Below are 12549 nucleotides of genomic sequence, written 5' to 3'. Positions count from 1 at the left end.
CCAACCCTTTTGCCTCGACCTGAAAATCAGCTTCTACGAACCCATTGTGGTGATCCCTGAAACCATTCACCAATGTCATCTTGTGACCCGTTGAAATGATCCTCGCTTGTTTGCCCTGGCAGATTCATCTGCTGCATGAAACCACCCATCGAACTCTGCTCTAGGTTCCCCTTTGCTTGGATCGATCTCGCTTTACGCAACCAATGCCAAACAGTCGAATTCCTGTCTGCATACTTCTGAACGAGAATCCTTTCGTCAAGGCTGACAATCTCATTTTTAGATAAACGAGTCAAGATGCCTTGAAGTTTCAGCCTTGTCTTTGTGGTCAGCATCGGAAAATATCCGTTGGATAAATACTGGCGACGTGTGAAATCTTGTCCATAAAGTTATTGATATCGGCATAAATCTCTTTTCAGAAGTAACAGGGGTTACAGAAAGTGAGGTAAATGTTTTGTCTGATACCTACAAACCATTACGGGCTTTTTCTTGCTTGGGTAATTCCTTAGGTATCCGCATTGGTAATGGCTGATGCGCTCTGCTCTGTCGATGCAGGGTTACGACAGATGAGCTCTTGTTTTGCACCGGGCAAGAGCAACGGAATCACCATCGCTTGGCACTTGCCGGTGGTTCCGTTCGTCAAAGAAAAAGAGCCCCTGCGATCGTCAGCAAGGGCTCCGTCTCGATCCGAGCAATCACGTTGGCAAGCCAAAAGCAAAGGCGTGAAGTTGGGTCACCGAGCCCTCACCACGGTGTAGACGGTCTGTTGGTCAGTCCTCCACATCCACTGGCTTCTCGCTCAGCCAATACACACCCTTGAATCGCTTTTTGGCGAGCTTCTGAAAGGCCGACATTTCCATGTGAATCGTCGCCTTGAACTCAACGTTCAGCTCCTCTCCGTCATGGGCACTCCGAACTGTTGTGACCATCTCTCTCCCTTCGTGGTCATCGGGGTTGATGGAGAAATGTCCCGGCGCACACATAGCCATAAGTGGTTTGCAACTGCATTCACCATCCCTGCAGCGACGGGGTGAGCACATCCCTCAATGAGGTGATTTCCGGCGTCTGCTGTATCCCTCATCTGGGCCGTCACCCAGCTCGACCTGTGGACAAACCTGTGTACAAAGTAGTTTGTCACAATCCTGAGATCCATTGTAGCACAGTTGTTCTTGGGGATCACAAAAGATCGAGACATTCCAGGGGGGAATGGTTTGAACCATGACGTGAGGGTTCAAGCCGGTGGGGTCTCAATGCAGCGGTGGCTGTGCGGAGCAGTAGGCCTTGCAGCAGCTGGAAGAGCAGGGATGGCGGTTGCTGGACCGCAACTGGCACTGCCGCTGGGGCGAGCTCGATCTGGTGCTGGAGCGGCAGCAGCAGCTGCTGGTGGTGGAGGTGAAGGGCCGTCGCACGGGGCATCGGGACCGCCATGGCCTTGATGCCTTTCATTCCGCCAAACGGCGCCGCATGGCTCGCGCGATCAGTTGCTGGAGAGCTGTGCATCCGGCATCCGCTGAGCAGCTGCTCCGGGTCAAGCTGGCCCTTGTTCCCTTGATGACGTCTCGCCGAACGATTCGCTGGATTGATGTGGAGCGGCTGTGCTGATGCACAGTTGACCCATGGGTTTCTCCGGACATCACGCCCGCAAGCGTTTTGGTCAGCACTGGTTGCGGGACGAATCCGTGCTGCAACGAATTATCGAGGCTGCTGACCTGCAGTCCACCGATCGGGTGCTGGAGGTGGGTCCCGGTCGCGGGGCATTAACCGAGCGTCTGCTGGCCGCGGGGCTGAAGGCGGTGCATGCGATTGAGCTCGACCGCGATCTGGTGGATGGTCTTCAGGAACGTTTTGAGGCTCAGCCTGGGTTCAGCCTCCATCAGGGCGATGTTCTTGAAGCCCCACTGGAATTGAGTGATGGCCGCATCGCCGACAAGGTGGTGGCCAACATTCCGTACAACATCACTGGCCCACTGCTGGAGCGGTTGGTGGGCCGACTGGACCGGCCGGTGGATCCGCCCTACCAACGGCTTGTTTTGCTGGTGCAGAAGGAAGTCGCGGAGCGGATTCGTGCCCGACCCGGCCACAGCAGTTCCAGCGCCCTGAGTGTGCGCATGCAGCTGCTGGCCCGGTGCCGTTCGGTGTGTCCGGTGCCGCCGCGCTGTTTCCAGCCGCCGCCAAAGGTGCAATCGGAAGTGATCTGCCTGGAGCCCTTGCCGGTCTCGGAGCGGGTGGAGCCGGCTCTGGCCGCTCGGGTGGAATCGCTGCTGAAGCAGGCGTTTCTGGCCCGGCGCAAGATGTTGCGCAACACCCTGGCGGGTGTGGCTGAGCCAGACCGCTTGAAGGAGCTGGCGGCCTCCGCGGGTTTCAGCCTGCAGCAACGCCCCCAGGAACTCGCGCCCGCCACCTGGGTCGCCCTGGCCAGGGGTTTGAATCGGGGCGACTGAACAACCACCATGATCACGGTGACGGCCCCGGCCAAAGTCAACCTGCACCTGGAGGTCCTGGGGCTGCGCTCGGACGGTTTCCATGAGCTGGCCATGGTGATGCAGAGCATCGACCTAGCGGATCGCCTGAGCTTTCAGAACACCGCTGATGCACAACTCAGCCTCAGCTGCGATGACGCCAGCCTCAGCGTCGGCGACGACAACCTGATCCTCCGGGCGGCCCGGTTGCTGCGGGACCGTTCGGGTTTCAGTGAATTGGGGGCGTCAATTCATCTTGAGAAGCGCATCCCCATCGGTGCTGGCCTTGCTGGTGGCTCCAGCGACGGCGCCGCGGCACTGGTTGGTCTGAATGCTCTGTGGGGCTTGGGCCACAGCCCCGCGGATCTGGAGCGAATGGCCGCTGAGCTCGGTTCAGACATGCCCTTCTGTGTGGCCGGAGGATGTCAGCTCTGTTTCGGGCGAGGCGAACAACTGGAAGCCGTGCCACCAACGCCTCAACCCCTGGCCGTGCTCTTGGTCAAAGACCCCACGGTGAGCGTTTCAACGCCCTGGGCCTACAAGCGTTGCCGTGAGCTCAATCATTCCCATTACCTCGCTGACGAGGCGGCTTTTGAACAACGCCGGCAAGCCTTGCGCAGCGTTGATTGGCTCCAGCCATTGCGCAGCGAGCTGCCACCTCCCTTGCGCAATGACCTGCAGGAGGTGGTTGCTCCTGAAACAGCTGCGGTGCGTTCGGCGCTCGATCTGTTGAACACCGTTCCCCAAAGCCTGGCGGTGGCCATGAGTGGTTCTGGACCCAGTTGTTTCGCGCTGTTCTCCGATCTGGCGTCATGTCGCCAGGCGCAGGATCAGCTCACGCCCCACCTGGACCGCGCAGGCTTGAAGGCCTGGTCTTGCGCCCTTCGCAGCGACGGCGTGAGGATCGAGGCATGACTGATGTCCCTACACCAGAGAGCCCCGAACCACAGGATCCGCGCAAAGGTCCGCTGAGTTTTCTCTCCGGAGCGCTGACGGCCGGGCTTTTGGCCTGGCTGGCCCTGGGCCTGAGTCGGCGGATGGTGGTGTATTTCGCCGTTCATCCCCCGCACTACAGCTCGCCGATTGCCCAGAACATCGCTGTCACCCTGAAGACTCTGCTGGTGGGTTTGTCCTTCCTGGCCACCTTCAGCACCGGCTTTGTGGCCCTTGGTCTGACCCTCGTGTTTCTTCGCAGTCTCTTTACGGCTCGCGATCAGAACCCTGCCTAGCGTCCGCTCATTGCCAGGGTTTGGATGACGCCCCACGACCTCGGCCAGCTGGCGTTGCTGCTGTCTCCGGCCATGCTGCTTTCCGTTTTGTTGTTGTTCACCTTCGCGGCGGGGGGTTGACCCTGCGCTGACTGAGATAGCTTGGCCTCACCACCCGGATTGGCCGGGATCACTGTGACGCCGTGGCAGGAACACTTCTCTTCAACGCCCTCCGGGAAGCCATCGACGAGGAGATGGGGAGAGACCCCCACGTCTGCGTGATGGGCGAGGACGTCGGTCATTACGGCGGCAGTTACAAGGTCACCAAGGATCTGGCGGAGAAATACGGCGATCTCAGGGTGCTCGACACTCCGATTGCTGAGAACGGCTTCACCGGAATGGCGGTTGGTGCCGCGATGACCGGTCTCCGGCCGATCGTTGAGGGCATGAACATGGGCTTCCTGCTCCTGGCTTTTAACCAGATTTCCAACAACATGGGGATGCTCCGCTACACCAGCGGCGGCAACTTCACCATTCCCACCGTGGTGCGCGGCCCCGGCGGTGTGGGTCGTCAGCTTGGCGCTGAGCACAGCCAACGGCTTGAGGCCTACTTCCATGCCGTCCCCGGCATCAAGATCGTGGCCTGTAGCACGCCCACCAATGCCAAAGGCCTGATGAAGGCGGCTATTCGCGACAACAACCCCGTGCTCTTCTTCGAGCATGTTCTGCTCTACAACCTCAGCGAGGAACTCCCCGAAGGCGACTACACCTGTGCCCTCGACCAGGCGGATCTCGTGAAGGAAGGCACCGATGTGACGATCCTCACCTACTCCAGGATGCGTCATCACTGCCTTAAGGCTGTCGAGCAACTGGAGGCAGAGGGGGTAAGCGTTGAACTGATCGATCTGATCAGCCTCAAGCCCTTTGACATGGAGACGATCAGCCGCTCCATCCGCAATACCAACAAGGTGATCGTGGTGGAGGAATGCATGAAGACCGGCGGCATCGGGGCCGAGTTGATTGCGCTGATCACCGAGCAGTGCTTCGACGATCTGGATGCCCGGCCTGTGCGTCTTTCCAGTCAGGACATTCCCACCCCCTACAACGGTTCCCTCGAGAACCTCACGATCATTCAGCCGCACCAGATCGTTGAGGCGGCACAGGCGTTGGTCAACAAGAGCATCTGACGTTGATGGCGCGTTATCAGGGTTGGTTTGCCCTTGTTCTTGCCCTGGCGATCGCCGCCGGGATGTTTTTGGTTCGGACGCCGCTGGAACTGGGCCTCGATCTGCGGGGCGGCAGTCAGCTCACCGTTGAAGTGAAGCCAGCCGGAGAGATCACCCGTGTTGGCGCCGAAGAGATGGAAGCGGTGAAAGCCGTGCTCGATCGTCGGGTCAACGGTCTTGGTGTGGCTGAGTCCACCCTGCAGACGGTGGGCGAGTCGCAGCTCGTGCTCCAGCTCCCCGGCGAGCAGGATCCCACTGCTGCTGCGCGGGTTCTCGGCGACACAGCCCTGTTGGAGTTTCGTGCCCAAAAGGCCGATACCGAAGCTGAATTCCGAGGTCTGCGGCAGCTCCGTTCCCAGGTGGAAGCGATCCTCAGGTTGCGTGAGGATCAGATCCGCCGTGGTGAGACCCCGGAACCTCTGGATCTGGATCAGCTGAAGTCAACCCAGCAGACCCTGGGTCTGGATGGGCAGGCCAGCTCAGAGGAGGAGCAGCTCCGCCAGCTTTTGAACAAGGTTGATGCCGATCTGCTCACGATGCTTGAGCCGGCAGCGCTGACGGGCAAGCAGCTCGTGACAGCAGGTCGCCAACCGCTTCAGAACAACCCCAACAGCTGGGAGGTGACCCTCAATTTCGATGGTGAGGGTGCTGAGGCCTTCGCTGACCTCACCAAATCGATTGCAGGAACCGACCGGTTGCTGGCCATCACTCTGGATGATCAGCTGATCAGTGCCGCCAGCGTTGGCCCCCAGTTCAAAAGTGCTGGAATCTCTGGTGGTGCAGCCACCATCAGCGGCAACTTCAGTGCAGAAACGGCCCGTGAGCTCGAGGTGAAGCTCCGCGGCGGCTCCCTGCCCCTCCCCGTTGAAGTGATCGAGGTCCGCACCATCGGGCCCACGCTCGGAGCAGAGAACATCCGCCGCAGCCTGGTGGCCGCCCTCTCGGGCCTGGCCCTGGTGGCGGTGTTCATGGTGGTGGCCTATCGCCTGCCAGGGGCGGTGGCTGTGATGGCCCTCAGCCTCTATGCCCTGTTCAACCTGGCGGTGTACGCCTTGATTCCGGTCACCCTCACCCTGCCGGGAATCGCTGGTTTCATCCTCTCGATCGGCATGGCCGTGGATGCCAATGTGCTGATCTTTGAACGGATCAAGGACGAATTGCGGCGGGGCAACACCTTGATTCGCTCGATCGATACAGGCTTCTCCGAGGCCTTTTCATCGATCGTCGATGGTCACCTGACCACGCTGATCAGTTGTGCAGCTCTCTTCTTCCTTGGCACCGGCCTGGTCAAGGGCTTTGCCGCGACCCTGGGCATTGGTGTTCTGCTGAGTTTGTTCACGGCCCTGACCTGCACCCGCACCCTGCTTCGTTTCCTGATGGGCTACGCCGGTCTGCGTCGTGCCAGCAATTTTCTGCCCACCGGGCAACTTCCTTCCCCCACCGCCTGAACCATGACTGAAGCATCGTCATCGGCACAAGCGGCCACGGTCCTCAGATTGCGCTGGTCCCTCAGCAGCATGCGCCGCAAGGTGTGGCTCGTTTCTGGTCTGGTGGTTCTGATCAGCCTGTTGGGCCTGGTGCTTAGCTGGTTGGATCCTGCGATTCGTGCTCCCCTCCGTCCCGGCCTGGATTTCACCGGTGGCACGCAGATTCAACTGGAGCGTCGCTGTGATGACGCCTGCGCGGAGCTCAAGGCGATTCAGGTGTCGGATGTGATCCGCAGCCTGGAGCTGCCCCAGGAGGAGGGTCAACCTCTCCCCAACCTGGGTGCTCCCCGGGTTCAGCTTCTGGATGGCGGTCAGTCGTTGTTGCTGCGCCTACCAACCTTGTCGGCTGCCCAGGGCCAAGCGGTGATTGAGGCGGTTGAACCCGTTGCAGGGCCATTCCTCTCCGGTGGTCAATCGGTCGACACGATCGGGCCGAGCCTGGGCAAACAATTGCTGCGCAGCAGTCTGATTTCTCTGTTGGTGGCCTTCAGCGGTATTGCGGCCTACATCAGCTTCCGCTACGACCGCCGCTACGCGTTTCTCGCCCTGGTGGCGCTGGCCCATGACGTGGCGATCGTCTGTGGAGTTTTTGCCTGGCTCGGGGTTGTGCTCCAGCTGGAGGTGGACAGCCTCTTTGCGGTTTCATTGCTGACCATTGCTGGTTATTCGGTCAACGACACGGTTGTGGTCTTTGATCGCATCCGTGAACGCAGCAAGGATGCTGCCGACCTGCCGCTTTCAGTGCAGGTGGATCAAGCGGTGTCCGCCACCCTGACCCGCACGCTCTACACCAGCGGAACCACGTTGCTCCCCTTGCTGGCCTTGGTGTTCTTCGGCGGGGCAACGCTCTATTGGTTTGCGATTGCCCTGGCCCTGGGGGTCGTGGTGGGGTCATGGTCGAGCATTGCCCTGGCACCCTCGCTGCTCACGCTCTGGGACCGATCCAGTGACTAATGCCAGTGGTGATTCAGGACGGAGACGCCGTGCTGTCCCAGCCCGATGGTTCCCGATTCTGTTGATCCTGCTGGCTCTGGCTGACCTGCGCACCGAAGTCCTGCTGCTCAGTGATCAGTTCACGATCACAGGGCTTGGTTATGCCATTCGGCATCATCAGCTTGCTGTGTTGGTCTTGCTCGGTTCCGGCTCTCTCTGGCGCCGCTTCGGTTAGCGCTTGGGGCTGTTGCCGAATTCCCGCCAGATCGAATCCCAGGTGCGTTGTTTCACCTCAGCATTCCACTGCCCCTGGCTGTGGGTGGAGGCCCACCACGATTCGAACAGATCGTGGGCTTCCTCATGCAGTAACTCTGGCTCGAGGTTCTCGCGAACCAGCTGCATCACGGCCTGCCTCAGTTCCTCATAACGGCAGAAATTGAAGATGACGTCCAAGCCCGTTCGTCTCAAGACCTCCTGGACACACTATTGGATTGAAGGGCGTGGAGCTGGTTTCTTTGGTATCGTCTTGAACGTCATTGTCTTTGAAGCCTGAGCTACTACTCAATTGGTTGCTCAGGTTCCATGGAGTTGAATCCTGGTCTCAGCGAGGTGGTCTTCGGCTTGCGTGCTGAGGTTGAGGCGCTGAAGACGCGCTTGAACAAGATTGAGCGTGGTCAAGAGGTGGCGGTCTCTGCGGCCTATTGGCAGGCGGTTGAGCGGGAGCGTGATTCGAGGGAGAAGAAGCGGCGTCAGCTGCTCTGATCCGGTCAAAAAAAATGGGACCCTCTCCCAAGAGTCCCAATGCTCGACGCGTCGTTCTCACGACCCCGTAAAAATACTCACGCAGCGCGCGTCTCAGGTGTGACCCCTGCTACAGGATGTTCGTTGGGTTACATCTTTCAAGGTTGTTGTCAGGCCCAGTGGTCCATGATTTGCTGCACCACCACCCGCTGCATCAACACCTGAAGCACCACCACCAAAGGAAGGGCCAGCAGCACGCCTGGAAGCCCGAGAAGGGCGCCAAGGCTGAGCTGAGCCGTTAGGGCCACCGTTGGCAGCAGATTCACGGTTTTGCGCAGCAGCAGTGGTGTGAGCAGAAATGCCTCCAGGTTCTGCAGCACCAGCCGGAACACCAGAACTGACAGCATCAATTGCGGCGACTGCAGCAGGGCCAATCCCGTTGGGAGCAGCGTTGCCGCCGTAGGCCCGATGGTCGGCACGAACGTGAGCAGCCCACACACAAGGGCGCTCAACAGGGCCAGGGGGGCCTTCAGCAGAAACAATCCCCCCCAGGTGAGCAGGAACACGGTGGTGGCGGAGAGGGTCATGCCACTGAGCCACCCCCCCAGCGCTTGCCTGCACTCATTGAGCAGGTGCTCCATCCGCTCCCGCGCTGGTCGGGGCGTCATGGCCACCACCATGCGCCGGTGGGCACTTGGATCCAAGGCCAGCAGGATCGCGAGCAGCACCATCAAGAACAGTTGAATCAGCGAGTTCGCTGCACCTCCTGCGAACCCAAGCAATGGCTGAAGTCCTTTCAGATTGAGGCCCTCCCCCAAAGCGTCATTCAGCTGCGCAAGGCGTGGCTCACTGCTGAGCAGTTCGGACACCTTGCTGACCAACTGCGGCAGATCCCGTCCCAGTTGCTGAAACTGGCTGATCAGTTCCGGCACCAGCAGTTGCCCCAGCAGCCCCCCGGCCAAGAGCAAAATCCCCAGTACGGCCGCCAGGGCCTGGGGGCGCTCCAGTGGGGTTCGCTTCTGAACATGAACAATCAGCACATCCAGGGCTACGGCCACCACCACGGCGCCAAAGAGCACCAGCAGCACCCAACGCAGGTGCCAGAGCAACAGCACCAGCACCACCAAGGTGAGTGCAATGAGAAACGTGCCGGCGCTCATCGAACCGGCTCCAGGCGTTTCCAGCGATCCAACACATCGTGGATCACGACTTCACGGATGATCACCTGCAGCACCACCGCCAAAGGCAGCGCCATCAGCAGGCCGAGGGGACCAAACAGGAGTGTGAACAGGAACTGAGCCGCCAGAGTCAATCCGGGCAGCAGCTTTACCTGGTGGTGCATCACCGATGGTGTGATCACGTAACTCTCGATGTTCTGGATCACCACGTAGGCACCCAGCACCGCAGCGGCCTTCCAGGGGGCATCCAACAGAGCCACCGCCATCGGGAAGATCGTGCTCATGGTTGGCCCCACATTGGGGATCACGTTCAACAGCCCTGCAAGAAGTGCATTGGCCAGAACGAGCTTCACGCCCAACAGCGTTAACGCAATGCTGCAAAGCACAAACACGGCCAGGGAGCTGATCAGCACACCCACCATCCAGCTGCTCAAGGCAGCACCGCACTGATCCAGGATGCGACGCCCCCGGCGTCGGTAGAAGGAGGGAATCAACTGCAGGCCAACATTCCGATAGGCCTGGGGCTGAATGCTGATCATCAGAGCCACCGCCACCACGAACAACATCCGCAGGACGCCGTTGCCGAGGTTGCCCGCCAAACCGAGCAGACCCAGCAAGCCACTGCCCACACCAGCGGCGAGGGATGAACTGTCGGGCACAAGTTGGCGTGGACCGTTCAGGCCCAGTTGATCCAGGTCGGGGAATGCATCGGCCCCATAAATGGCCTCACTGATGCTGTCGATCCAACCGAGTCCCAGCCGCACCAGGGTCTGACCCGCTTCGGGCAGCTTCTGCAACAGCAGTGAGAATTCCTCGAGAAACGGGGGGACAACAACACCAGCCGCACCGGCAACTAACAACAACAACCCAACGATGCAGAGCAACAGGGCCAGGGGCCTTTGCATCGGCCGCCGCTCGCGGAGGATGCCGACCAGGGTGCAAAGAGCCATGGCAAGAACAACTGCTGCAAAGATCAGCAGCAGCAGCTCACGCAGCGACCACAACAGGACGATGGCCGCAATGAAGGCTGTCAGTAACAGCCACTGGGGCAGTCTCAAGCTTGTTGGTCGTCGGCCCCTTCAGTCTGATTGGAATCCTGGCTTTGTGAATAACCCAAGCCATTGGCATCGGCGTAGCGCTGGGCGAAGCGCATGAACCGCTCGAAGTCCTGCTCGGACTTCCATGAGTAAACGGCTTCAAGGGCACTGGCGGTGCCGTTCACGAATTTGCCATTCACTTCGCGGGTGACCATTTCGCCTTCTTCATCCACCATCCACATTCCGGTGATGTCACCCATGGTTTCGGGAGCAATCGCAGCAGGCTGCTCGAAACGGAAGGTGGCTTGACCGGTGCGGCCGTCGCGGCTGCGGGTCAGACGGATGTCGGGCACCACCGGCTCGTTGACTCCCCGAAAGAACTGAATCGCCGCTTTGCTCATGCCGTTCTCGAACCGTCGATGGGGGCGATCTTAATCGGGGATTTCAACAAACCCGCCGTCGATCAAGGTCTCGGCGGCTTGATCAGCGCTGAGCCCTGAGAGATCGATCGTGTCGCGTTTGGGCGATCGCGCCAGTTCATGGTCGTAACAGCGGTCGTAGTAATCGAGCGTGGCGCGGCAGGCGGTGGCCCAGTCTTCCCTGGCAATCGCTTCCAGGGCTTCCTTGGTGCGCTGGGGCCCCAGGCGACGGCTGATCCGTTCGGTCGCCTCAGCCAGAGCGGCTCCCCCCTGGTGGCCGTACACCTGCACCAATTGGTTCACCCGTTCCCCGAGGTCACGCTGAATCTCCAGCACAGGGGCCTCTTGCATCTGATCGAAAAGGGCCTTGGGAATGCGGCAGCGGCCCACCTGGATGCTTTCCGCTTCAAACCAGATGGCTGAGGCCCCACGGCGTTGGTGTTGATCCAGGGCCTCAGCCAATTGGTTTTCGTAGTGCTCGGTGCTGGGTTGATCCGGCAGACCCAGACCGCCGAAACTGCTGCCGCGGTGGTTGGCCAGCCCTTCCAGATCAACCACGGCTGCACCGCGCGCGGCCATGGCCAACAGCAGATCGGTTTTCCCTGTTCCCGTTCGGCCTCCCATCACGCGAAGGGGCCAGATCTGCTCAAAGCGGCTTTGGGCCCAGCGCCGATAGCTCTTGTAGCCCCCCTGAAGGAGCCTCGGCTTCAGATCGATCTGCTGGGCAAGCCAGGCCACGCTGGCCGATCGCATTCCGCCCCGCCAGCAGTAGATCCGTGGTTCCCCCTGCTGCCGCAGGTTGTCCAATTGGCGGGCCAGGCTGCTGAGCTTGGGGCCGGTGAGTTCAAGCCCCAGGTGAATCGCTGGTGTGCGTCCCTGCTGCTTGTAGGCGGTGCCCACTGCGGCACGTTCCTCATCGTTGAACAGCGGCACGTTGATGGCGCCGGGCCAGTGCCCCTTTTCAAATTCGCTGGGGCTGCGAACGTCCACCAGTGGACCTTTCAGCTCGCGAAGCTGCTGGATTTCGATTGAACCTGTTTCGCCCATGCCTGACATAGTGGCCAACACCGAGCCAGTTGGGGCCGGTTGCGACTCATGCTCTCCGGTTCCACACCCGCCACCAAACTCAGCGTTGATCAGCTGCTGGATCGTTTCGCGAAGGGAACACCTCGCCAGCGACGTCCGCTGATCAAGCAGATCGAAACCCGCGCCGACGAGTTGGCTGCGGTGGGCCCAGACCTTCTTGCTGGCTTTGACCCCGCCGGTGATGACTGGGCTGCGGGGTGGATCTTGCAGGTGTTGCAGCGACACCATCCCGATGCAGTCACCGCTCTCATCGCGTCGTCCGATCGAGGCTGGTTGACCACTGATTCCGGGGTTGGCCTGGATTATGGGCCGCTGCAGCAGGAGCTGCTCGATCAGAACTTTGAAGAGGCGGACCGCGTCACCAGCCAGTGCCTGCGTGAATTAGCCGGTGATGCCGCCGTGAAACGGGGCTACGTCTACTTCACAGAAGTTGCGCCGATGTCAGGCGTTGATCTGGTCACTCTTGATCGCCTCTGGACGGTCTATTCCCAAGGTCGCTTCGGCTTCACAGCCCAGTCCCAGTTGCTGTCAGCTCTCGATGGGCGTTACGAACGCCTTTGGCCCCGGATTGGCTGGAAATGCGATGGCGTCTGGACGCGTTATCCCGGTGCCTTCACCTGGTCGATCGAGGCTCCAGAGGGGCACATGCCGTTGATCAATCAGCTCCGAGGCGTTCGCCTGATGGATTCCCTGTTGAATCATCCGGCGCTTGTGGCCCGCAGATCCTGACGGGGCTTCCCATCAACGGTAAGTTCGAAAGACCGACGTCAACGGGCCC

17 protein-coding genes are annotated in these 12549 nt (G+C 60.2%); 10 read left to right on the top strand and 7 right to left on the bottom strand.

All coding sequences use genetic code 11. The features are described from left to right. Positions 1–26: 26 nt before the first annotated feature. Both SynRS9902_RS08195 and SynRS9902_RS08190 read right to left on the bottom strand, forming a co-directional pair. On the bottom strand, positions 27–332 hold the full coding sequence (locus SynRS9902_RS08195; RefSeq protein WP_186508756.1) for a hypothetical protein: 306 nt from the start codon (positions 330–332) through the stop codon (positions 27–29). Between the two features lie 435 nt (positions 333–767). Beyond that, the gene (locus SynRS9902_RS08190) at positions 768–926 is read right to left on the bottom strand and encodes a hypothetical protein (protein WP_186508603.1); all 159 of its coding nucleotides are present in this window, start codon (positions 924–926) and stop codon (positions 768–770) included. 352 nt (positions 927–1278) lie between these two features. Here SynRS9902_RS08190 and SynRS9902_RS08185 point away from each other — a divergent pair, with 352 nt between their 5' ends. The 8 genes from SynRS9902_RS08185 (at position 1279) to SynRS9902_RS08150 (ending at position 7545) form a co-directional block, all read left to right on the top strand. Beyond that, a complete protein-coding gene (locus SynRS9902_RS08185; RefSeq protein WP_255446074.1) occupies positions 1279–1599 on the top strand; it encodes a YraN family protein in 321 nt (106 codons plus the stop codon). Positions 1600–1613: 14 nt separating this feature from the next. Next, positions 1614–2438, top strand: a complete 825-nt coding sequence (rsmA, locus tag SynRS9902_RS08180; RefSeq protein WP_186508755.1) for a 16S rRNA (adenine(1518)-N(6)/adenine(1519)-N(6))-dimethyltransferase RsmA — start codon at positions 1614–1616, stop codon at positions 2436–2438. Positions 2439–2447: 9 nt separating this feature from the next. Then, on the top strand, positions 2448–3371 hold the full coding sequence (ispE, locus tag SynRS9902_RS08175) for a 4-(cytidine 5'-diphospho)-2-C-methyl-D-erythritol kinase (RefSeq protein ID WP_186508754.1): 924 nt from the start codon (positions 2448–2450) through the stop codon (positions 3369–3371). Continuing rightward, positions 3368–3685: a DUF3082 domain-containing protein gene (locus SynRS9902_RS08170; RefSeq protein ID WP_114989036.1), complete on the top strand. Its 318-nt coding sequence runs from the start codon at positions 3368–3370 to the stop codon at positions 3683–3685. The genes ispE and SynRS9902_RS08170 overlap by 4 nt, the downstream gene beginning before the upstream one ends. Positions 3686–3867: 182 nt before the next feature. Next, positions 3868–4851, top strand: coding sequence for a pyruvate dehydrogenase complex E1 component subunit beta (locus tag SynRS9902_RS08165; protein ID WP_186508753.1), 984 nt, complete (start codon positions 3868–3870; stop codon positions 4849–4851). A 5-nt stretch (positions 4852–4856) separates the two neighbouring features. Beyond that, entirely contained in the window at positions 4857–6338 is a 1482-nt protein-coding gene (gene secD, locus SynRS9902_RS08160; protein WP_186508752.1) for a protein translocase subunit SecD, read from the top strand. Positions 6339–6341: 3 nt separating this feature from the next. Then, the gene (secF, locus tag SynRS9902_RS08155) at positions 6342–7331 is read left to right on the top strand and encodes a protein translocase subunit SecF (RefSeq protein WP_186508751.1); all 990 of its coding nucleotides are present in this window, start codon (positions 6342–6344) and stop codon (positions 7329–7331) included. Next, the gene (locus tag SynRS9902_RS08150; RefSeq protein ID WP_186508750.1) at positions 7324–7545 is read left to right on the top strand and encodes a hypothetical protein; all 222 of its coding nucleotides are present in this window, start codon (positions 7324–7326) and stop codon (positions 7543–7545) included. The genes secF and SynRS9902_RS08150 overlap by 8 nt, the downstream gene beginning before the upstream one ends. On the opposite strand, the gene SynRS9902_RS08145 is transcribed toward SynRS9902_RS08150, so the two are convergent. Beyond that, positions 7542–7763, bottom strand: coding sequence for a hypothetical protein (locus tag SynRS9902_RS08145; RefSeq protein WP_186508749.1), 222 nt, complete (start codon positions 7761–7763; stop codon positions 7542–7544). The two genes, SynRS9902_RS08150 and SynRS9902_RS08145, sit on opposite strands and share 4 nt — an antisense overlap. Positions 7764–7892: 129 nt before the next feature. Between SynRS9902_RS08145 and SynRS9902_RS08140 the strand changes: the two genes are divergently transcribed. Further along, positions 7893–8072 (top strand): hypothetical protein, encoded by a 180-nt coding sequence (locus SynRS9902_RS08140; protein WP_115008942.1) that lies wholly within the window; start codon positions 7893–7895, stop codon positions 8070–8072. A 149-nt stretch (positions 8073–8221) separates the two neighbouring features. Here the strand turns inward: SynRS9902_RS08140 and SynRS9902_RS08135 are convergent, their stop codons facing one another. From SynRS9902_RS08135 to mnmH, 4 genes are read right to left on the bottom strand one after another with little or no spacing between them, the layout of a single operon-like run. Continuing rightward, complete coding sequence (locus tag SynRS9902_RS08135) at positions 8222–9211, bottom strand: AI-2E family transporter (protein WP_186508748.1); 990 nt, start codon at positions 9209–9211, stop codon at positions 8222–8224. Next, a complete protein-coding gene (locus SynRS9902_RS08130; protein ID WP_186508747.1) occupies positions 9208–10287 on the bottom strand; it encodes an AI-2E family transporter in 1080 nt (359 codons plus the stop codon). Before SynRS9902_RS08130 ends, SynRS9902_RS08135 begins: the two co-directional genes overlap by 4 nt. Next, complete coding sequence (psb28, locus tag SynRS9902_RS08125) at positions 10284–10667, bottom strand: photosystem II reaction center protein Psb28 (protein WP_025362320.1); 384 nt, start codon at positions 10665–10667, stop codon at positions 10284–10286. The genes SynRS9902_RS08130 and psb28 overlap by 4 nt, the downstream gene beginning before the upstream one ends. A 30-nt stretch (positions 10668–10697) precedes the next feature. Beyond that, the gene (gene mnmH, locus SynRS9902_RS08120; protein ID WP_186510580.1) at positions 10698–11741 is read right to left on the bottom strand and encodes a tRNA 2-selenouridine(34) synthase MnmH; all 1044 of its coding nucleotides are present in this window, start codon (positions 11739–11741) and stop codon (positions 10698–10700) included. 39 nt (positions 11742–11780) lie between these two features. Here mnmH and SynRS9902_RS08115 point away from each other — a divergent pair, with 39 nt between their 5' ends. Next, positions 11781–12500, top strand: coding sequence for a GUN4 domain-containing protein (locus SynRS9902_RS08115; RefSeq protein ID WP_186508746.1), 720 nt, complete (start codon positions 11781–11783; stop codon positions 12498–12500). Positions 12501–12549 lie beyond the last annotated feature (49 nt).

The organism is Synechococcus sp. RS9902, from assembly GCF_014279635.1.
Lineage (GTDB): Bacteria > Cyanobacteriota > Cyanobacteriia > PCC-6307 > Cyanobiaceae > Parasynechococcus.
The sequence above is the reverse complement of the archived record's forward strand: the minus strand, read 5'-3'. Positions and strand labels throughout refer to the sequence as shown.